The 19,215-nt window shown below is 59.9% G+C and carries 21 protein-coding genes, 1 tRNA gene and 2 pseudogenes; 19 read left to right on the top strand and 5 right to left on the bottom strand.

The annotated features are described in order from the left end of the window. Positions 1-295: 295 nt before the first annotated feature. The 4 genes from J0X27_RS01455 to J0X27_RS01440 all read left to right on the top strand — a co-directional run bounded on the left by J0X27_RS01455 (position 296) and on the right by J0X27_RS01440 (position 4,608). Entirely contained in the window at positions 296-805 is a 510-nt protein-coding gene (locus J0X27_RS01455; protein ID WP_207270720.1) for a hypothetical protein, read from the top strand. Beyond that, positions 798-2,384 (top strand): sodium/proline symporter, encoded by a 1,587-nt coding sequence (locus J0X27_RS01450; protein WP_207270719.1) that lies wholly within the window; start codon positions 798-800, stop codon positions 2,382-2,384. Before J0X27_RS01455 ends, J0X27_RS01450 begins: the two co-directional genes overlap by 8 nt. A gap of 54 nt (positions 2,385-2,438) precedes the next feature. Next, positions 2,439-2,894, top strand: coding sequence for a hypothetical protein (locus tag J0X27_RS01445; protein WP_207270718.1), 456 nt, complete (start codon positions 2,439-2,441; stop codon positions 2,892-2,894). 73 nt (positions 2,895-2,967) lie between these two features. Continuing rightward, entirely contained in the window at positions 2,968-4,608 is a 1,641-nt protein-coding gene (locus tag J0X27_RS01440) for an acetate--CoA ligase (protein ID WP_207270717.1), read from the top strand. Between the two features lie 103 nt (positions 4,609-4,711). On the opposite strand, the gene guaB is transcribed toward J0X27_RS01440, so the two are convergent. After that, positions 4,712-6,214 carry an IMP dehydrogenase gene (gene guaB / locus J0X27_RS01435; protein ID WP_207270716.1) on the bottom strand — a complete coding sequence of 501 codons (1,503 nt, stop codon included), beginning with the start codon at positions 6,212-6,214 and terminating at the stop codon, positions 4,712-4,714. 524 nt (positions 6,215-6,738) lie between these two features. Here guaB and J0X27_RS01430 point away from each other — a divergent pair. The 5 genes and pseudogenes from J0X27_RS01430 to J0X27_RS01410 all read left to right on the top strand — a co-directional run bounded on the left by J0X27_RS01430 (position 6,739) and on the right by J0X27_RS01410 (position 10,998). After that, positions 6,739-7,641 carry a DUF5794 domain-containing protein gene (locus J0X27_RS01430; protein WP_207270715.1) on the top strand — a complete coding sequence of 301 codons (903 nt, stop codon included), beginning with the start codon at positions 6,739-6,741 and terminating at the stop codon, positions 7,639-7,641. Positions 7,642-7,698: 57 nt separating this feature from the next. After that, a tRNA-Trp gene (locus J0X27_RS01425) sits at positions 7,699-7,874 on the top strand. Between the two features lie 543 nt (positions 7,875-8,417). Further along, entirely contained in the window at positions 8,418-8,807 is a 390-nt protein-coding gene (locus J0X27_RS01420) for a DUF488 family protein, N3 subclade (protein ID WP_207270714.1), read from the top strand. Next, a pseudogene (locus J0X27_RS01415) lies at positions 8,807-9,132 on the top strand (DUF7845 domain-containing protein); the annotation flags it as partial. The gene J0X27_RS01420 and the pseudogene J0X27_RS01415, both read left to right, overlap by 1 nt. 903 nt (positions 9,133-10,035) lie before the next feature. Beyond that, positions 10,036-10,998, top strand: coding sequence for a hypothetical protein (locus J0X27_RS01410; protein ID WP_207270713.1), 963 nt, complete (start codon positions 10,036-10,038; stop codon positions 10,996-10,998). A 387-nt stretch (positions 10,999-11,385) separates the two neighbouring features. On the opposite strand, the pseudogene J0X27_RS01405 reads toward J0X27_RS01410, so the two are convergent. Beyond that, a pseudogene (locus J0X27_RS01405) lies at positions 11,386-11,472 on the bottom strand (IS6 family transposase); the annotation flags it as partial. Between the two features lie 348 nt (positions 11,473-11,820). Here J0X27_RS01405 and J0X27_RS01400 point away from each other — a divergent pair. The 3 genes from J0X27_RS01400 to J0X27_RS18055 all read left to right on the top strand — a co-directional run bounded on the left by J0X27_RS01400 (position 11,821) and on the right by J0X27_RS18055 (position 13,659). After that, the gene (locus J0X27_RS01400; RefSeq protein ID WP_207270712.1) at positions 11,821-12,651 is read left to right on the top strand and encodes an IS5 family transposase; all 831 of its coding nucleotides are present in this window, start codon (positions 11,821-11,823) and stop codon (positions 12,649-12,651) included. Positions 12,652-12,780: 129 nt separating this feature from the next. Beyond that, the gene (locus J0X27_RS01395) at positions 12,781-13,350 is read left to right on the top strand and encodes a hypothetical protein (RefSeq protein ID WP_207270711.1); all 570 of its coding nucleotides are present in this window, start codon (positions 12,781-12,783) and stop codon (positions 13,348-13,350) included. A gap of 177 nt (positions 13,351-13,527) precedes the next feature. Continuing rightward, on the top strand, positions 13,528-13,659 hold the full coding sequence (locus tag J0X27_RS18055; RefSeq protein WP_277410079.1) for a hypothetical protein: 132 nt from the start codon (positions 13,528-13,530) through the stop codon (positions 13,657-13,659). 416 nt (positions 13,660-14,075) lie between these two features. Here the strand turns inward: J0X27_RS18055 and J0X27_RS01390 are convergent, their stop codons facing one another. Continuing rightward, positions 14,076-14,312, bottom strand: coding sequence for a winged helix-turn-helix domain-containing protein (locus J0X27_RS01390; protein ID WP_207270710.1), 237 nt, complete (start codon positions 14,310-14,312; stop codon positions 14,076-14,078). 64 nt (positions 14,313-14,376) lie between these two features. Here J0X27_RS01390 and J0X27_RS01385 point away from each other — a divergent pair, with 64 nt between their 5' ends. From J0X27_RS01385 to J0X27_RS18180, 4 genes are all read left to right on the top strand, one after another. Further along, a complete protein-coding gene (locus J0X27_RS01385) occupies positions 14,377-15,123 on the top strand; it encodes a DNA methyltransferase (protein ID WP_242634232.1) in 747 nt (248 codons plus the stop codon). Further along, complete coding sequence (locus J0X27_RS01380; RefSeq protein WP_207270709.1) at positions 15,124-15,906, top strand: DNA-methyltransferase; 783 nt, start codon at positions 15,124-15,126, stop codon at positions 15,904-15,906. A 204-nt stretch (positions 15,907-16,110) separates the two neighbouring features. Next, the gene (locus J0X27_RS01375) at positions 16,111-16,989 is read left to right on the top strand and encodes a hypothetical protein (RefSeq protein WP_207270708.1); all 879 of its coding nucleotides are present in this window, start codon (positions 16,111-16,113) and stop codon (positions 16,987-16,989) included. Positions 16,990-17,042: 53 nt separating this feature from the next. Then, on the top strand, positions 17,043-17,324 hold the full coding sequence (locus J0X27_RS18180) for a DUF7692 domain-containing protein (RefSeq protein WP_425491931.1): 282 nt from the start codon (positions 17,043-17,045) through the stop codon (positions 17,322-17,324). Here J0X27_RS18180 and J0X27_RS17825 read toward each other — a convergent pair. After that, the gene (locus J0X27_RS17825) at positions 17,317-17,580 is read right to left on the bottom strand and encodes a winged helix-turn-helix domain-containing protein (protein WP_224214690.1); all 264 of its coding nucleotides are present in this window, start codon (positions 17,578-17,580) and stop codon (positions 17,317-17,319) included. The two genes, J0X27_RS18180 and J0X27_RS17825, sit on opposite strands and share 8 nt — an antisense overlap. Positions 17,581-17,807: 227 nt before the next feature. Here J0X27_RS17825 and J0X27_RS01370 point away from each other — a divergent pair, with 227 nt between their 5' ends. The 3 genes from J0X27_RS01370 to J0X27_RS01360 all read left to right on the top strand — a co-directional run bounded on the left by J0X27_RS01370 (position 17,808) and on the right by J0X27_RS01360 (position 18,868). Beyond that, positions 17,808-18,299: a PadR family transcriptional regulator gene (locus tag J0X27_RS01370; protein WP_207270707.1), complete on the top strand. Its 492-nt coding sequence runs from the start codon at positions 17,808-17,810 to the stop codon at positions 18,297-18,299. Beyond that, positions 18,296-18,436: a hypothetical protein gene (locus J0X27_RS01365; RefSeq protein WP_207270706.1), complete on the top strand. Its 141-nt coding sequence runs from the start codon at positions 18,296-18,298 to the stop codon at positions 18,434-18,436. The genes J0X27_RS01370 and J0X27_RS01365 overlap by 4 nt, the downstream gene beginning before the upstream one ends. Positions 18,437-18,643: 207 nt before the next feature. After that, positions 18,644-18,868, top strand: a complete 225-nt coding sequence (locus J0X27_RS01360) for a hypothetical protein (protein ID WP_207270705.1) — start codon at positions 18,644-18,646, stop codon at positions 18,866-18,868. 13 nt (positions 18,869-18,881) lie between these two features. On the opposite strand, the gene J0X27_RS01355 is transcribed toward J0X27_RS01360, so the two are convergent. Next, the gene (locus tag J0X27_RS01355; protein WP_207270704.1) at positions 18,882-19,073 is read right to left on the bottom strand and encodes a hypothetical protein; all 192 of its coding nucleotides are present in this window, start codon (positions 19,071-19,073) and stop codon (positions 18,882-18,884) included. Positions 19,074-19,215: the final 142 nt, after the last annotated feature.

Below are 19,215 nucleotides of genomic sequence, written 5' to 3'. Positions count from 1 at the left end.
GCCGATAGCGACTGTTACCGATCGCTCCGCCGGTGGTCGACGACGGCGGTCGACGACGCCGCCCGAACGGCAATAAAAGTGGGGGGCTCGCTTCGCTCTGTGATATCAGTAGCTAGTAAAATAATCATCCACAATCCCACAATTTATACATGATCGTGGCCAGTACTGACCGCATCGGCCGGGGCGCTCGCGGAGGCGCGACGGTCGCCACCAGTTCGACTCACACGCGTCCACGGACAGGCGAGGTCGAGGGGGAGGAACCGGGGGCCCTTCCGAGGGCAGGTGGGGTGTAGCGATGCCACGAAACACGATGATGACGGCGATCGGGCTTCTCGCAGTGGGCGCACTCGTCACCGCGAGTATGGGACTGTACCGAACGTTTTCGTTCGTCGCGGCGGCGTTCATTCTGGCCGTCGTCGCGTCGGCGTCGATCGAGCATCGCGGCTCGTTGCTCGAGCCATACACCGGCCTCGTCGCCGGACTCGCCGGGATGTTCGTCCTCGGGCTCGCCGGGATCTGGCTGCTGTGGAACCCCGGCGTGACGAGTTATACGTACGCGCTCGGCGTTCCGAGGCCCACGCTCGTCTACTTCGCGTTCCTGTGGCTGGCTCCCGCGTTGGCGGCGATCTACTACTCGTTGATTTTCGATCGGATCGGTAGCGAGGCGATCGTCGACGACATCATCAGCGAGGCACGGGACCGACAGCAACGGGCGGACCTCCCGCTCACTCCACGGCGAATCGACAGGGCTACCCGGGGGGACGGCCGCGACGGAACGGCCGACGCGGGGGATGACGATGACTGAACCAACCACGCTCCCGCCCGTCCCGCTACAGACCGGCGGGATCCCGGTCGCGGACGATCCGATCATCCTCGGGTTCGGAACGGTGTACCTGCTGATCGTCGTCCTGATCGGTATCTGGGGATACATGCGGACACAGACGACCGGCGACTTCCTCATCACCGGCAAGAGCATCGGGACCTGGGTGCTCGCGATGACCGCCTTCTCGGTCATCCAGTCGGGCTTTGGCTTCGTCGGTGGTCCCGAACTCGTCTACGCGTTCGGCACGACGCCGCTGTGGATCTTCTTTACCGCACCGCTTGGCTTCCTGCTCACCTGGGTCGTCCTCGCGAAACGGCTGCGCCTGCTCGCGGACATCCGGAACGTGTTGACCCTGGCCGACGGGATGTACGTCCGCTACGAAAGCGACTGGGTGCGTGGACTCACCGGTCTCGCAGTCGTCGTCGGCGTGATCGCCTATCTGGCGACGAACCTCGCCGCGTTGCAGTTCGTCATGCGCGCGATCTTCGGCGTGCCCGTCATCTGGGGCCTGCTGGGTGGCGCGCTCATCCTGTTGCTCTACAGCATGCTCGGCGGGATGATCGCCGGCGTCTGGACCGACTTCCTGCAGGCGCTGACGATGATCACCGGCGCGGTGTTCGTCTTCGCGTACGCCATGTCCTTCGGCGGCGGAATGGGGGCCATCTCTCGCAACCTCGCGACCGCCGATCCGGCGCTGGTCTCGCCGTTCGGCGCGATGGGCGGGGCGACCACGGCGGTCCTCGTCGGCGTCGCGTGGTGGATCCTGTTCTCGGTCGGTGCCGCCGGACAGCCCCACCTCATTACGAAGTTCTACATGAGCCGCAACCTCGAGATCCTGAAGTGGGGCGCGCCGATCGCCGCCCTCTCCTATGCCGTCTCGAGCCTGATCGCCTTCTCGGCGGGGCTCTCGATGCGTTCGATGGTCGAGGCCGGCGAGATTCAGGAGACGTTCAGCGCGAGCGAGGTCGGCCCCGTCTTCGTCCTCGAGTACACGCCGAGCATCGTCGCCGGGCTCATCCTCGCGGCGCTGCTGGCTGCGATCATGTCGACGAGCGATTCGTTCCTCAACATCGGCGCGGCGGCCATCTCGAGGGACATCCCGAGAGCGATGGGCCAGCCGATCGACGACGACCGGACGGAACTGCGCGTCACGCAGGCGGCGCTGGCCGGCCTCACCGTGCTCGCGACGGGCGTCGTCTACTTCTCCGACGCGCTGGTGGGCATCCTCGGGACGATCGGCTGGGGCTTCTTCGCCGCCGCCTTCGTCCCGGTCGTCGTCTTCGGGATGAACTGGAAGGGTGCGACGAAGTGGGGGGCGATCGCCGCCCTCCTGGGCGGCCTGGTCGTGAACATCGTCTTCAGCGCGATCCCGGAGGCTGCGGGGGCCGCCAACGTCGACTGGCTGGTGACGCTGGTCATGGGGGTTTACCCCTACCCCGACGTGTTCCCGGTCGGAACCGTCGCGCTCCTCGTCGCGATCGTCCTGTTCGTCGGCGTCTCGATCCTGACCCAGGACGGCGACGACCTCCCCGCGGACCTCCACGCACTGCTCGAGCGCTGATCGCCCGTGACCGACCACCGAACCCGACTCGCGGCCGACGGAAGCGAGGACCCAATGCCAACCGAGACGATCATCGCCCGACTGACACACTGGTTTCGCCAGCGACCGAACTCGCTCGAGTTCTGGGAGCTGGTGGTGACCGACGAGCGCCTCCTGTGGTGTTTCGTCGGCGAGTCGTACCGATCGCTGCTCCTGCGGGCTGATATGGGCGAGCGCGACCGAGAGCGGATCGCGGACCTGCCCCCCGACGCGATCGCGGCGTTCGACGATCGGAACATCGCCGTCCCGCTCGAGGCCCTCGAGAAACTCCACCTCGTCACCGGGACGCGGCTGCGTCGGGCGCGACTCGTCGTCGGCTGGCAGCCACGCGACGGCGACTACGAGGAACGAACCCTCTCCCAGTCGCGGACCGCGGATCCACAGCGGGAGCTCGTGACCGACCTGCAGTCGGATCCGCGACTCGAGGGCGTGGACGTGGTCGTCGAGACACCGCGGTTCCCTCGCCTCTAAACTCGAGTCGCATCGGGTCCGTCGACTGTGACTCGTCCGACGGTTTATCCCGACCTTCGTGGTACGTCGTGGTATGACGTGGTACGTTACGCTCGAGGCGGACTCGTACGACGCGGCGCGCGAATCGTTCGCGTGGGACGTTCCGGCGGCGTTCAACGCCGCGACCGATCTCGTGAGGAAACACCCGGACGGCGACCGACCGGCGCTCTTCCAGGCGTCCCCGGACGGTCGCCGCGAGACGTACACCTTCGACGACCTCGACCGGCGGTCCAACGCCGTCGCCAACGCCCTCGAGTCGATGGGCGTCGATCGTGGCGACCGGGTCGCGGTCGTCGTGCCCCAGAAACCCGAAAACGTCCTCACCCACCTCGCCTGCTGGAAGCGCGGGGCGGTGTCGCTCCCGCTGTCGGTGCTGTTCGGCGACGGTGCCCTGCGATACCGCCTGCAGGACAGCGAGGCTCGAGTCGCCGTCGTCGACGCGGCCCAGTGGGAGACGATCCGCGCCGTCGCGCCGGACTGCCCTACACTGAAACACGTCCTGGTCGTCGACGCGGAGCCGGCGGACGAGCGCGTCGGCGAGGCGAGCGTCCACACCTTCGAGGGGGCAGTCGACGATCGCTCGAGCGAGTACGACGTCGTCGAGACCGACGCCGACACCCCGGCGATCATCATGTACACGAGCGGGAGTACCGGCGATCCGAAGGGGGTCCTCCACACCCACGGCGTCTGGATCGGTCACTGTCCGGCGTTTTCGATGTACTTCGAACGGGACCTCAGGGGCGAGTCGGTCTACTGGACGCCCGCCGACTGGGCGTGGATCGGCGCGCTGGGCGATCTCGTCTTCCCCGCGTGGCACTACGGCCGGCCGGTCGTCGGCTCCCCGATGGGGTCGTTCGATCCCGAAACCGCGTTCGAGATCGCCGCCGAATTCGACGTGACGAACGCCTTCGTCCCGCCGACCGCGATCCGGATGCTCATGGGGGTCGACGAGCCGACCGACCGCTACGACCTCTCGCTCGAGGCGATCTGCTCGGGCGGCGAACCGCTGACCAGCGAGATCCTCGAGTGGGCCGACGAAGAACTGGCGGGGACGGCCGTCAACGAACTGTACGGCCAGACGGAGGCGAACCTGCTGGTCACGAACTGTCGCGAGTGGTTCCCCGCGAAGCCCGGAAGTATGGGGAAACCCGTTCCCGGACACGATGTCGCTGTCGTCGATCCGGACGACGGCGAGGCCGTGGAGCCGGGCGAGGTCGGCGAGATCGCCGTTCGGCGCGGCGACGACCCCGTGCTCTTCGAGGAGTACTGGAACGCCCCCGAGAAGACGGCCGACGTGACCGCGGGGGAGTGGCACCTCACCGGGGACCTCGCGAAACGCGACGCAGAGGGGTACGTCTGGTTCGTCTCCCGCGACGACGACCTCATCATCACGAGCGGCTACCGCGTCGCCCCGCGGGAAGTCGAGGAGACGATCCTCGAGCACGCGGCCGTCGAACAGGTCGGCGTCGTCGGCGTGCCCGACGATACGCGAGGTGAGATCATCAAAGCGGTCGTCCAGCCGGTCCCAGAGGAAGCGGGATCGGACGAGTTACGGACGGAGATCCGTACCCTCGTCAGGGAGCGGCTGGCGGAATACGAGTACCCCCGCGAGATCGAGTTCGTCGACGAACTGCCGACGACGACGACCGGAAAGATCCGGCGGACGGAATTATAGAGCCACTGAGACGATCGACACACTACTCGCACCGCTGTCGTGTGAGTCGGTGTGCAGTGACTGTCAGTGGCTCCGAGAGGGTACCGTTCAGCGGCGACGGTCGCTACTCGCTGTCGGGCGAGTAGTTCGGCGCTTCGTCGGTGATGACGACGTCGTGGGCGTGGCTCTCGGCCTGGCCGGCCGAGGAGACGCGGACGAACTCCGAGCGCTCCTTGAACGCGGGGATCGTCTCCGCGCCGACGTAGCCCATGCCCGACTGCATGCCGCCCGCGAGCTGGTGGAGCTCGGACCTGAGCGTGCCCTTGTAGGGGGTCGCGGCCTCGACGCCCTCGGGGACGTACTCGTCTTCCTCGTCGGGTTCGTCCTTGAGATAGCGGTCACTGTCGCCGGACTTCATCGCGCCGACCGAGCCCATGCCCCGATACTGCTTGTACTTCTTGCCGTTCATCGTGACCACGCGACCCGGTGCCTCGTCGGTGCCGGCGAAGTAGGAGCCGAGCATGACCGCGTCCGCGCCCGCAGCGATCGCCTTGATCGCGTCGCCGGAGTAGCGAATACCGCCGTCGGCGATGACCGGCACGTCGTGTTCGGCGGCGACGTCGGCGACCTGCGCGACGGCCGTAATCTGGGGCATCCCCGACCCCGAGACGACTCGCGTCGTACAGATCGAACCGGGGCCGATCCCGACCTTCAGGCCGTCGGCGAACTCGACGAGGTCCTCGGCCGCCTCCCGGGTGCCGATGTTTCCGACCACGACATCCGCGTCGACGGCCTCCTTGATCTCGCGTGCGCCGTCGATGACGTTCAGGTTGTGCGCGTGCGCGGTGTCGATAAAGAGGACATCCGCGCCTGCCTCGTCGGCGGCTTCCGCGCGGTCCTGCTCGAACGGGCTGACGGCGACGCCACAGCGAAGGCGACCGTCCTCGTCACGGACGGCCTCCTGATACTCGCGGCGCTGGAGGATGCCCTGCATCGTCACGAGGCCGACGAGGAGGTTCTCGTCGTCGACGACAGGCACGCGTTCGATCTTGTGGTCGTACATCATCTCGAACGCGTCGCGGGAGTCGACGTCCTCGTGGGCCGTGATGACCTCGTCGGTCATGGCTTCGGTGACCTGGTCGTCCTCGTTGACCTCGAGGTGGGGCCGGATGTCGGTACTCGAGATGATCCCCAGGACCTCGCCGCGGGTGTTGACGACGGGTGCGCCGCCGACGCCCTGCCGGGCCATCAGTTCGTCGACCTCGCGGACGGTCATCTCGGGGTCGGCGGTGACGACCGAATCCAGCGGGATGATGAGTTCGTCGGCGCTCTTGACGCGACCGATCTCCTCGACCATCTCGTCGATGTTCATGTTGCGATGGAGGACGCCGAGGCCGCCGTGGCGGGCCATCGCGATCGCCATGTCGCTCTCCGTGACGGTGTCCATCGCCGCCGAGAGGATGGGGACGGAGACCTCGACGTTTCTCGAGACGTTCGACGTGAGGTCGGCGTCGTCGGGTTCGACGCGGCTCTCCTTGGGGCGGAGAAGGACATCGTCGAAGGTTAGCGCTTCCGGTACCTGCAGTTTCGAAGAATAGGGCTCGTGCTCTGGAACGTCGTTCGCCATGTAAGCCGTCCGGCCCCCTGTGCAAAAAGCGTTGCGAGATAAATACGGGTGTGAACGGTTGACGGGGCCGTCAACGGGCGATTCGCCCCGCAGTGGTGACCGTCGCGCCCGTCCTCGGTCGGACTCGCGGGGCGGTCCGACCGGTTTCGCGGCTGACGGGTACAATCTCGGGACGCGGGCGGACCGTCGGCTCGAGTCCACGCATGCGGTCCAGACCTGTGCATTTCCGCACGGATCTGGACGCTACTGCCGGAACACTACCGGGTCGTGAAATCCCGTCTCACACAACGTTTATTGACGGTCCCCCCGTTCCTGTAGGTATGTACGCTGTGAGTGCAGCCGCGTTCCGAACCGTTGGCATGACGAGTTCCGACTCCGTCGACGCCGCGTTCGGGAATTTTACAGGTAAACTCACAGCTCGAGGCCCTACGCCGAATGCGATCGACTGGTCTCCACACCGGTCGGTACGGGACTGCCCGTCATATCGCCCACTGGCCTCGGGTCACGGCCATCGGCCCTGACCGATGAGTACGTCACGGCATCCGGTCGCGCTCCAGATGGAGCGCATCGTCGGCGGCGACGCCAGGCTCCTGGCGCTGGTGATGATGTTACCGTTAGTCGACGGTGTCTTCCCCGCGTTGATCTTAGCCGGTGCACTCGACGAGCCCCTGGGTGCGATCCAGGTCGGGCTCCTGATCTTCGGTGGGAGCGCGACCGTCGCCGTCATTCTGGCGGAGATGGAGGGGACGCCACGCGAACAGGCGACCGTCGTCTTGCTCGTTGGAGTGCCGCTGATACTGCTCGCGGCAGTGCAGGCTGCCCTCGCACCGGCGATCGGCAGCGTCCTCGACGACGCCACCATCACCCGATTCGCGGCGCTGGTCATCCTCGCGATCGCGGCCCAGACCGCCAGCGCGACGATCGGAGAGTACCTCCCCAACCCCGTCGTGATTATCGGGCTGGGGCTGGTCGCGAGCATCGACCCCTCCGGGGCGACGTTCTCGGTGATGGCCGATCCCGCCCTCGTCGCCCACGGGACGCTGGCCGCCGCCGTCGGCGTCGGCTTCGCGCTCGGGATCGCCCTCACCGGGCCCTACCTCCGGGAGTTCATGGACATCGATCGGTTCCGCTTCGGGAGCGCGGTCGCGCTCGGCTTGCTCCCGCTGTCCCTGCTGGGGATGGCCTTCGGCCAGGCTCCACTGGCCGCGTTGCTCGTCGCCGCCGTCTTCGCCGTCGACTTCCCGTTCCGGGAGTCCGACGACGAGGCGGACGAGCCCCCGACCGACGCGACGGCCCAGCTGGACGCGATGGCCGACGGTGCCGGGGCCGACGCGGGCGAGCCCGCGCCTGGGGACCAGGGTGGCGAGTCCGACCCGTATCCCAGCGACGACGGGACGGACACCGCGGGCCGGGCCCCGTGGCTGTAGCGCGATTCTGTGCCGAATCGAAACCACTTTAGGGACGATGGCCCAACGGAGACTCGAGGGGTCGTGGCCAAGCCAGGCATGGCGGCTGACTCCAGAGGCTACGGCGCCCGGGACGACACTCCAGACTGATATACTGATCGGACACCTGATCAGTGTCCGTGTGATGACCCTCTGGAGTTCCGAGGCGCACCGGAGATATCAGTAGATCGGGGGTTCAAATCCCTCCGACCCCACTCTGACCTTAATTATTGCGGCTTCGTACGAATTAAATCTGTTAGAAAGAATCTATACCTGACGAGGTGGTCAGCGTGACGCTTTCCGAAACGGAAGCGAATCGTCTCCGAATCAACCGGGGGCTCACACCACTGCCGACGAAAAGCCGCGAGTTCCGCTGTGGCGAATGCGGTGCCCGTTGTACTCTGTTGCTCGACGGTCAGTCGGAAGCCGGTCACAAGCGAGGGTGTTCTCGCCGACTCGAGCGTACGGGCTCGAACCGGGTCCGCCCGGCACTAGTCGACGGCGAGGAGGCGCAGCGATGATTGGGTTCGTCCCAGCGAGTCGGCTATTCGACGTCGAGAGCCGAACGCCAATGGATCATCCAGTGACCCGATTGACCGACGACGTCAGTGAGGTGATCGAGACCTCTGGAGGTGATCCAGTGTGACCCGGTTCGCCGAACGGGACGAGTGCCCACAGTGCGAGGCGACCGTCTCCACGACCCGACCGCTGTGTCCCGACTGCTTTCGTGAGATTCGCCGTGTTCGTGGTGAGTTGCTGTGAGCGTTGCCGACAATGCCAATCGGGGCCGAAACGCCGCAGAGGCCGCCGCCGAAAACAGGGAGTCAAACCCGGCCGCGATCGCGTGGAATTCCGTCGACTTCGAGCGGCGGTACCGAGACCACCTCAAGCAACCGGGCTCACAGACGGTGATCGTGGAGTTGTCGGACCGCGCTTGCGAGCGGGATGTCTGGCTCGTCTGTCGGAAGAAAGACGTTCACTGGTGTCACCGACGGTTGCCCGCGAACACGATCAGCGCCCAGATCGAAGACATCGAAGTCGTTCACCATCCAGACCCGTCGACAAACTCCTTCGGCACCGATGATAACGAGAGTGACGACGACGCGGAATCGACGCTTGCCAATTTCGCTGAGGCCGGGGATGCGTGATGTCGCAGATCGAGACGACACCACATGAGATCGAGGGCCGCTGGAAGTGGCCCGATTGGGGTCGTGGTCCGTACGACGCGCTGTCGTCGGTGATGCTCGGACCGCCCTTCGAGGGCTACCTCGAAATCACGACCGAAGTCGATGGCGAGCCCTGGCTCCTTGAGGTGAGCTATAGCAAGTCGGGATTCGCACCTCGGCTGTCGGACGGGATCAACGCCGAGCGACTCTACGAGTGGGATATCTGGGCCGTGGGCGCGGCGAGCGAAAGGCATCGTACAACATAGGCCCGCGGTTCCCGAATATGCGCCACTGGGAGAGCGGCGAGCGGCGTCGGTATCGCCGGATTCGTGGTCGTCGAGAGCGCGGCGCCCGGTACGATTACAGTCCCGCTCATGCGCGGGCTCGATGTCCTCGGACCGATGATTTGGCTCACCGTGATTGTCTTCGCGTATCTGCTATTCCGCGGCTGGAGAGCTCGCCAAGAGGCGGAGCGGGTCCGCGCGTACATGGGCGGAGGGCGAAATCAATGAACCTGCCCGGAAAATTCCAGACAGCGTCGACGAGGCCGAACGGGTAGAACCGGCCACGAACCGACCGACAGCAATGAGCAAACACGACCTATTCAGAACCGGACCCGTCGTCTTCGGCGTTCGGCGGTACCGCCCGGCCGATCGAGACACGATCGTCGGCCTGTGACAGTCCCGATTCGGCTGCGAGCCAGACGATGCAGAGGGGCGGCTCGACGAAGCGACGTCGGACTATCCGACGGGGCGCTTCGTTACCTCACCGTCGCAGCATGGCCGTGTTCTCGGGTTTAGGATTACGACCGTCACCAACGAGCGGACGAGACGAATTCTCTACGCACTCGGAATCGAGATGGACGTATGAGCCACGACGTGTTTATTTACGCTGATCGGGAGACCATCGAACACAAAATCGCCGAAAATACGTCGGAGCACCACGATTATGCCTTTTAAACGGTCAATAGGACGCCCCCGGCAGACCGCGCCGGAATGATTGGCGTTGTTCTGCGACGGCGATCGTAATGAGCATATCTGCATTGTCGTTCGGGTTGCATAATGGACAGAGAAATAACAGAGCGTATCTAAGACACATCTACACGATGTTTAATTACTATCTAACATCGCACCTTGGATTAGGTAATTAGAGTGAATTTTAATACTTTTTAATAAGATAGTATTGTATACCTGTAGAAATATTATAGATTATGAGGAGAAGAAAAATCCTCAAGTCAGTCGGTGCAGCATCAGGCATTGGGATCGTGGGCGCCAGCTCCGTTCAAGCAAGGAGTAAAGATCCAAGTGATGTGGATGTCGAAACGTATGAAGAAAATAGCAAGATTGAACAGGTTCTTAGAGAGGCCAAGCAGGAGATCGGTTTCAAGCAGGTCCTTCAGGAAGCTAAAGGAAGAAATTGGACACCAGATTGGTCGGGTGCAAGATGTGGAAAAACTTCGACTCAGTCAGGGTCGTATAAATGGGCAGTAATCGAACTGCATAATCAGTTTGAAGATCGAAAAGATGCTTTCTTGTCTTGGATTGGAGATAATACGACCAAAAACAGTTTACAAACAAACGCGGCTATTCAAATATTTGAGAAAGCTAAAGAATCCGAGGTTAATTCTGATTTGAATTATACTTTCTTTGGATATAGTGGGAGTACTTCGATATATAAACCGAACGAGGATGAGAATGGTGGTCAAGTGAACCATTCGTCATCTACTAGGGAAGTGGTAGTGAAAGAGAACGACTTTTCTGAACAGATTAAATCAGAAACAGGTGATCAGAAATTCACCAGCGCGGCATCCGATTCCAATTGTTGTGTTGTTGATGCCTGTGTCTGGAATAATTCCCTGAGTGATATTGGGTGTGTCATTCAGACCATAACCTCATTTACAGGAGTCATTACGGGATGTACTAGTTGTGCAATGGGTAATCCTCTCGGGTGTGTCGGGTGCATCGCAGGCCTTGGCGGACTCACTTATTTAATTAATCACGGATGTTTACCAGACCATGGTTGTACAGATGCAAAAGTTTCTCTAAATGAAAACTTCTATGAAGATCATGACACATCATGCTCTGAATATGAACCTTCAAATGATAAGAGAATTCTCTTAAATGACTGGGATGATGTGGGCGAAATTAATGATAGCTATGGAGGTTGTTTCTGACACTACGCTATAATTCATAGCCCGATGAATTGATAAAACTTCTTACGATATTTGATTTATAAATGGGTCATATTATCTAATCAAAACATCTATGTCCCATAGTGTTAAATAAGAATACAATATCTGAAATCACAGAAAACTACATGGGATTCACTCAGAACGATCGTATGCGAAAACTATCCACAGCACTAGTGGCAATTGGAATGGTCTTACTAGCAATAGCATTCATAACAGTTGAGCCAATCTTATCTACGTTGTATATATTGATTGGTGTGATGTCATTATTCGTATATGCCTCTAGTGACGCTATGGAGGTACTATACTCCAATAAATACAAAGTATTCCTTTCATTGACTATAATATCTTTCCTTGTTTTCGGGGTAGTGTTCAAATAAGCTGATTCCATGCGGAGCTGAACGATCTGATCCGCTCGTCGGCGGTTTCTGCTTCGGCGTTGCTAAAACAGTTCGAGAAACACATGTGTCACTTCTCGTTCGACAATGTCTAAGTTGATCTCGTCTAAACAACCGTTGAAGCGAGCGTTTTCGGGCATAGAGCACTCGGAAAACGCTCCGCCTCACTTTTCAGTCCTTATCTGAACACCGCCACTCGGACGGGGACAGTCTATTTGTGCCAGAGGGAGCTACTACGAGATCGAGAACGTAAATCCATATCCTGACGTAACGTCTAAATTATATGAGGAAGGCTTTATTCCTGGAAGAATAAATCAAGAATATGTTCGATCGGCTGCGTTGAATCACTAGACGGCGTCGGGGAAGGTCAGTAAATCGAAGGAGTTGAAGCGGGGAAATTTGGTTGTCCATGACACAAATCTCCCGCTTCACCGAGCGTTGCGTCTCGATTGCACAAAGAGTTACGGGTGAACGAGGCGAATCCGCCGCCCCGACTGGTGGCGGCGGATTCGCCGACTATGCCCTCATTTCGCTGCATTGCCTCCGGATTTACCTCGATACGTCCTACCGGATGACGATCGATCTGTTGAAGGAAATGCCGCAAATAACAGGGGAGATCGGCCTTGACGTGGCCGATCTCCCCGATCCATCTACGCTGTGTAAGTCGTTTGATCGGATCGAGATGAGTGTCTGTCGAGTGCTGCTGCGCCACTCGGCGCAGCTGCACAACCCCTCTGAACACGCTGCTATCGACGCAACATTCTACGAACGTGATCGTGCGAGCCGCCACTACTGCCACCGAACGAATTACCGCGTTCAAACGCTCAAAGTCACAAAACTCGTCGATACAGCAACGCAAGCCGTTCTTGATCTCCACTGTTCAACAACGTTAGAAGGAAGCGACGCGGACCTCTGTGAGCAGATCGCCCGCCGGAATGCGGGCGATCTCCGGTCCCTTGCCGCTGACAAGGGCTACGATAAGCAAGCGCTCCGCGACCAGCTCCGTGAACTCGACATTCGCCCGCTGATCAAACATCGGATCTTCGCCCCATACGATCACGCTCACAACGCTCGTATTGACGACAATCGGTACGCTCAGCGATCAATGACTGAAACCGTGAACTCCGCAATCAAGCGCTCGCTCGGCTACGCCGTGCGAGCGCGTACCTGGTATCGAGAGTTCCGTGAAATTACCCTGATGTGTGTCGTCTATAACATCAAGCGGGCCGTCAAACAGTGAAATCCACCGCCGTATGGCGATTCAACACAGCCGTTCGATCGTATCACTCGACCTCTCGGATCCGACTTCGAAGAAGATAGGGACAACACCGCCAGCTGGTCCCCACAAGACGTTTTTCAATAGGCATAGGTGAGCGAATATGAATCGCTCTCGGAGGAATCAAAGATGATATGGGATTGTCAGGCTTGCGGTGTGACCGTCCAGAGCGGGCACAGTTGCCCTGAATGCGGCAGCGGTCAGTCTGAGGCAACTGCCGCGAAGGAAGTGGCGACAGACGGCTCGAGCGGGAAGGCGGGGGCGGGAGCACCGCCATCCGATGACGGGTATCTGCCAACAGACGTGTGGGTGACGATCGCAGCGGTCGGGACTGCGCTGGTCGCTGGATACGTGAGCTATGCAATTATAAACTTACAGTGGGAGTCGCTACTTCCATTCCCGGTCATCACCGTGCTCACGTTCGCGTTCCTTGTACGAAAGGAGTCTCCGAGAAGGGCAGTCGGAACAGGACTCTACATCATTGCGGGGCTCCTCTTTCTCTGGGTAGCCCATTACATAGTCCGGTATCTGGATGTCTTTGTTGCCCTCGCTGGGCCCAATCTCCTATTCGCCATCGGTGCGGCAATAGTCGTCTGGATGGTTTTGTTAGCCGTCGCTACCGCTGTACTGGGTGTGCGTTTGAACCGAACCGAGGAGAAATAGATGCCGACTGTCGGGACGCGTTCGTGCCGCCACTCGAGGTGTTCGGAACCGCAAAGCAAGGACAGACATGTTGTTCAACACGTGCTGTGTGTCGCAATAGCACGGTCTAGTTTTTCGCCGGAAACGATTCGGCGTTGTTGCGACGCTCGATGGCTACAGCGAGTCTCGAGGAACGAGATGGATCGGATTTGCTGTCGACTGAACGCGGATAGCTTCGAGAACGTCGGGATGATCGCGAGTGAAGGCCTCGAGAAGTGGGCGAAGTCGGGGAGCGATTCGACCGAACGCCGTGGCCTCGAGCGGACGTGACTCCCGGTAGCGGGACTGAATTCGGATTCGTCGACGCAGTCGCAGAACGTGGAACCGGCTCACGTGGTAGCACCACTCTCGTTTTCGCCGTGTGCTACACGCTCGGTCGAATACCATCGCTGCTTAGATAACTCTGGTTGGAACCAGTTTCTCGAGGGCGGGGTCAGAACCGTGATCGCACCGCAACACCTGCGGGGTCGTTTCGCACTTCGCGCGAACGACCCCTTGGCGGGTGTCGCCAAGGCGACAGCACCCAAAAATCACAGCATTCCTCCTCCACTTCTGTCCGTCTCCAGTCGAAAGCTCTGTTCCACAGGAAACAGTCGAAACAACGACCGGAGGTAATCTGGAACTTCAGAAACCTTGCTTAGATATTCTACATCTTCCAATCAGGTCTACTGTATCAGGTAATCGGTTCACTCACCGGCGCGTTCAGCTTGTAGAGTGAGCTTGCCGCGCTCAGTAAGCGAGTAAATCTTCCGTCGCCCTTCTTGCTTTCCCTCAATATACCCGGCCTCTTCTAGTTCCTGTAGATGTTCGTACACCGTAGGACCTTGTCTGCCGAGGACGTTGGCGAGTGCGTAGCCGTGGCGGGGCTCTTCATCAAGTAAGGCGAGTATCCTGCGCTTCGCATCTGTCAGTGTTAGCCCCATCTCGTCCTGGGGTTTGCATGGATTGCTGATAAGCGATGTATACCCAAGCGCCTATGCATTGGTAATGTCCTACCTATCTGTGAAGATGATGCAACAGTCAAGTGCCCCAAAGGGTAAACGAGAGACCAATCAGATGTACCTCGTTGATCTCGAAAGAGTGGTGTCAGATGCTGACACCCAGGAAGATGTTCTTAGCGCGACGGAGGGAGTCTGGAGCGCTATCTACGAGCGCATGGACCCGACCGAGACGCTATGGGTCGTCGCGCCGAACGCGTACCGAGACGGCCGTATGTGGCCTATTGCGATGGCAGTAGCTGACTACGCCAGAGAAGAATCAGGACTCACCCTGAAGAACACGATAACAGTCCACCGATGGGAAGACCGTGGAGCCGATATGGAATCGGCATATGATGAAATCCTGTTCTTCGTGAAAGATAAACGCGAATATCAGTTCCACAAGGACGACATCCGTGTGGCACACGTATACGAGGGCAACGAGTGGGGCGGCGAACGCAAGGAAGGTAACAGCGCCTACCACAACACCAAGGTCCGTCGATACAACCCTGACGGCAAGGACCCAGGCAACGTCTGGCTAGATGAAGATCGCACGCAGACCGATAACCAAGAGGTCGATGAAGTTGAGCCAATCCCTCTCCGTGAGGCGCTCCGTCGGTGCGTTCTCGTGGGCACCAACGAAAGCGAGACCGTCTATACACTCTGGACAAACGAAATTGAAGATATGGTCTCCGATGAGGAGCGCGTTGCTGAGCCACTTGATGTGACTGTGCTACGTGAAGAGGTGAGTGGATAGATGCTCGACATAGACGAAATCGACGACCTCGAAGTACACTGGAGTACAAGCGAAGAGATGACTGAGGTCGAGGACGGGACCGTACAGTCGGTTATCACCTCACCACCCTATTGGGATCTCAAAGACTACGGACACGAGAATCAAATCGGGACGGCCGATGAGTCGTACGAACACTACCACGACCGGATGGAGGCTGTCTGGAGTGAGTGCTACGATGTACTGCGTGATGACGGAACGATGTGGGTAGTTGTTGACACCGTAATGGAGCGGGGCGATCTCCAATTCCTGCCATACCATATCGCTGAACGGGCCGAGGATATTGGGTTCGTACTCCAAGATATGGTCACTTGGTACAAGCCGACCGCCATCGCTGGCATGACTGATCGCAACGTGGTGAACAAGAAGGAATACGTCGTCTACCTATCAAAGTCGAAGAACCACAAATTCCGAGAAGAAGAGGGACAAAACGGTCTCGAAGACCCTGCTGTCACGGAAAAACACCGTCTCGGTAATCTGTGGCGGCACCCGGTGAAGCGAGGGACTGCGGGTCAGAACGTGTTACATAAGGCCCCCTACCCAACCTCGCTCATCAACCGCATCGTCAAGGTCTCGACGGATCCCGGCGAGACGGTGCTTGATCCGTTCTTCGGAAGTGGGACAACCGCGGTTTCCGCTCTCGAATTTGACCGTCAGTGTATCGGCTACGAACTGAATGAGGAATTCCGTGAAGTTGTCGCTGAGCGGCTCGCGTCGTTACAGCAACGCTCATTAACTGAATTCTGAACAGCTAATATTCTCACTTTAGAGAATCGCAATCGAAGAGATTCAGAGGACCTCTATGAAAAGTAAGCGATACTCGTCCTACAAGATATAATGTATTATAGAGTACAGAAGTACAACTATATTTTCTTCGTCACATAGGTGAGTGACTATGCCTAGCTGATCACGGATTCATAGGTTATCCCGTCGCAGTGTGCGGGATTCTATGTGACTGACAATAACCCTTGGACAGATACACTCGGATTTACCGATTTAGGTACCGACGAGCGTGAACAGACCTTGGATGAGGTGAAGGAACTCATCAAATCGCTCGGGAATGAGCACCCAGAGGTATTTGAGGATTGGAACATTGACGCCGGTGACTACCAACGCGAACTCAAAGATGCGGTCTTCTCACTCGGTGGAAGCTTCCGACAGTCACACGGCGCGGATAACGAGGACATTGTCCGCGAAGTTTTCTTGGAACCCGCCGAGGAGCAAGGATACCTCTCGTTCACCGATCAGCGTGGGAGTGAACGTATCGATTTCAAAGGTCGACTCAAGAACACTGGAGAGATCTTTGCGATGGACGTGAAGGGCGGTGAAGGGCAGAGTATCGGTCACCTGCTCGTTCCAACCAATACTGACACCCTGATGTTGTGGAGCGAGCGGAACGCTCGCAATACCAAATCTCCCGCATCTCGGCTGAACGAGGTAATCAACCGAGCAGTGCGATGGGGACTAAACCAAGATGAGGACCCACGGTATATGATTATCCGCGACCCGCCAGCAGGTGCCCGTACGGAGAACGGTCGTGTCATCCCTGATGTGATCGTCTTCCCGAACGAATACCCGTCGCCGAGTAACCCAGACCCAGAGATGCCGGCACTAGATGATCTCCACTTTGCCGAGGTCCTGTTCAAGGTCACGACTGACATCGGTGGCCTCAACGATGCACAGTGTCTGAAGCATATTTGGTGGCATGAAATGCACTATGACGGTCGAGATGGGGGGAAGATCGACAAGAGTATCTACAACGCGTATGACGACAGTATCGAGTTACGAACACAAGCTATTGATTACTCGCGCATTTCCGACGTAGTCTGATTGGAAGCCTCCGCTCCCCTTTGGTTGTCCGTCGTCAAAATTAGATTCTCGATATGCATACGAGATCCAGATCGTCGTGTGTTTATTTCGAGTCGGTACATCGTTTGGAACCATGTTCTCTGCTGGATGAACGACGACTTCCACTGATAGAGGGTCGAGATACCCATTCCGTTAGTCGAGACACTAGGATTTCCGGGGTCGTGTGGACAAGTGTACGAATCAGAACCAACGGCGATTGTCGTATTGACGAGACGCGATCGAACGCAGCTGATTGCTACGACTGCAACACGACGAAAGCAGTGGTGAATGCTTGTGAAGGAGAACTATTCAATTAGCATCCGACTCGAGTCCGTCCGCATCAAGCTCCCCATTGAGATATTGCTCCCCGAGATCGGTGATAACGTAGTAGCCTTCATCGACTCGGTCGACGAGCCCGTACTCCACTAACTTGGACAGCCGCCGACTGACGCCGGTTCGATCGCGATCGATGTTTCTCCCGATCGTGGTCGGGCCGAGCTCTAACCCGGTATTCAGAACCTCGAGAATCCGATCATCTGTCGGATTCTGCATCCAGTCACCGGGTTTACGCATCAGTTATCCGTTTCTGACCGGCTTCTTACATCGTTCGGAACGCTCGAGTGGTTAGACGATAACGTAGATAAAACTCTACAATATCGTAGAAGGCTTTATATCGCCTCGAGAAGAAATAGCAACCGCGGGCTTCGCAGAGAGTCGACTCTTCGTCGAATCTCTCGAAAATGCGGTCCGGTGCTACAGACACCGGGTCCGCGTGGCTCGCGTACGCAGGCACACAAGCCATGTTCGACGACGATTCGCGGGATTGTGAAACCCCCGCTCGAGCGGACGCATCGCCACCCGACCACCGCGACACCCAGTGCACGACAGCCCCGAGCCACGAGGACAGCCCTACCTGGATCGAGCTCACCGCCTTCCAGCGGGACCTGCTCGCGGCGATCGCCCGCCTCGAGGGCGAGGCCGACACCACCGACCAGCGCGCGATCACGCACGCCCTCGAGCGCACCTACCCCTACGTCGACCACGTCCAGCTCCAGTCGACCCTGGCCGCGCTGGTCGGCCGCGACCTGCTGGTCAGCCGCCGGGTCGACGAGCGCACGAGCGACTACACCCCCACCGACGCGGGGCGGAGCCTGCTCGCGCGGCGCACCGACGCCCTCCTCGAAGCCTGCGCGGCCACGTCCCACGCCGCTGACGAGCCCGCGTCACGGGCGGGAGACGGTCCCTCCCGAACGGGCGAGGCCGCCCCTCGAGACCCCGAGGGGGACGAATGACCGGGACTCGAGACGAGGAGCCCAGGCGGTGCCCCGACTGCGGCGCGGTGCTTCCCGAACGCGATCCGCTGATCGGCTGGTGGCTCTGTGACGACTGCGCGCTCGCGCTCGACGACGAGGGCGCGCGGCTCACCTGAAGCGGCGGCTCCCGATCGGCGGTCTCCGAAGGGGAGTCCACGCGATCGCTCGGCCCCACACGACCCGCCCGCGACGCGATCGGCAGCCACCGCCCGCGGGCCCCGAGTTCGGATCGGAGCCCCTCGCTCGAGGGAAGGGAATCGCGGTGAGCAGGGGGACGGGGGAGAGGGAATCGTGGTGAGAAGGGGGACTCGAGGGGGAACACGGTGAGCAAGGGGGTTTCGGAGACGGGGAAACTCGAGTCGGCGTCGGTCCGCGGGCAGTCGCTCGCCACCGGCGGTGCCGACTCGAGGCTCACGACCGCCGAGGTCGCGGCATTCGTGGCCGCCGATCCCGCGACGGGGGAGGCCTCCTCCGGAACGCGCTTGTGGAGTCAGACGTGGCTGTCGGCCGCGAGAGATGGCACACCGTCGAAAACCCGCGCGGAGTGACTGCCTGGATCGATCAGTCCGAGGCACGCTTCGACAGTCGGTCGTCGGGGGTAGTTACTGGCTCGAAATCGGTCGAGCCACACTGGCAGCCCTGCGGTCGACCGATCGGGAGAATCGTCCCGTTGGCGGTCTCCTTCGCTGCGAAGACGGACTCACACGCCGTACACGCGGCCATCACCGTTTCGTCTTCGTCACCTTCGCTCACGTCGCTCCGTAGCCTCCTCGAGACGATAAAGAACGCGTCAGTCCCTCGAGACCGTCCGCTGTTCTGTCGCGTCGCGCTGCCCGTGCCGCCTCACGATCCGAGACCGCGACGCGAAACGACGTGGAACGGGGAGCCGACTCGG

This window comes from Natrinema longum, from assembly GCF_017352095.1.
Classification (GTDB): Archaea; Halobacteriota; Halobacteria; order Halobacteriales; family Natrialbaceae; genus Natrinema; species Natrinema longum.
The sequence above is the reverse complement of the archived record's forward strand: the minus strand, read 5'-3'. Positions and strand labels throughout refer to the sequence as shown.

Excerpts from the sequence above, each read along its gene's own strand:
- J0X27_RS01390 (WP_207270710.1), bottom strand. The coding sequence starts at position 14,312 with ATGGGGCTAACACTGACAGATGCGAAGCGCAGGATACTCGCCTTACTT.
- J0X27_RS01365 (WP_207270706.1), top strand. The coding sequence starts at position 18,296 with ATGACCGGGACTCGAGACGAGGAGCCCAGGCGGTGCCCCGACTGCGGC.
- J0X27_RS17825 (WP_224214690.1), bottom strand. The coding sequence starts at position 17,580 with ATGCGTAAACCCGGTGACTGGATGCAGAATCCGACAGATGATCGGATT.
- J0X27_RS01450 (WP_207270719.1), top strand. The coding sequence starts at position 798 with ATGACTGAACCAACCACGCTCCCGCCCGTCCCGCTACAGACCGGCGGG.
- J0X27_RS01410 (WP_207270713.1), top strand. The coding sequence starts at position 10,036 with ATGAGGAGAAGAAAAATCCTCAAGTCAGTCGGTGCAGCATCAGGCATT.
- J0X27_RS01385 (WP_242634232.1), top strand. The coding sequence starts at position 14,377 with ATGTCCTACCTATCTGTGAAGATGATGCAACAGTCAAGTGCCCCAAAG.
- J0X27_RS01430 (WP_207270715.1), top strand. The coding sequence starts at position 6,739 with ATGAGTACGTCACGGCATCCGGTCGCGCTCCAGATGGAGCGCATCGTC.
- J0X27_RS01445 (WP_207270718.1), top strand. The coding sequence starts at position 2,439 with ATGCCAACCGAGACGATCATCGCCCGACTGACACACTGGTTTCGCCAG.
- J0X27_RS18055 (WP_277410079.1), top strand. The coding sequence starts at position 13,528 with ATGGATCGGATTTGCTGTCGACTGAACGCGGATAGCTTCGAGAACGTC.
- J0X27_RS01400 (WP_207270712.1), top strand. The coding sequence starts at position 11,821 with ATGACACAAATCTCCCGCTTCACCGAGCGTTGCGTCTCGATTGCACAA.
- J0X27_RS01440 (WP_207270717.1), top strand. The coding sequence starts at position 2,968 with ATGACGTGGTACGTTACGCTCGAGGCGGACTCGTACGACGCGGCGCGC.
- J0X27_RS01380 (WP_207270709.1), top strand. The coding sequence starts at position 15,124 with ATGCTCGACATAGACGAAATCGACGACCTCGAAGTACACTGGAGTACA.
- guaB (WP_207270716.1), bottom strand. The coding sequence starts at position 6,214 with ATGGCGAACGACGTTCCAGAGCACGAGCCCTATTCTTCGAAACTGCAG.
- J0X27_RS01455 (WP_207270720.1), top strand. The coding sequence starts at position 296 with ATGCCACGAAACACGATGATGACGGCGATCGGGCTTCTCGCAGTGGGC.
- J0X27_RS01370 (WP_207270707.1), top strand. The coding sequence starts at position 17,808 with ATGTTCGACGACGATTCGCGGGATTGTGAAACCCCCGCTCGAGCGGAC.
- J0X27_RS18180 (WP_425491931.1), top strand. The coding sequence starts at position 17,043 with ATGCATACGAGATCCAGATCGTCGTGTGTTTATTTCGAGTCGGTACAT.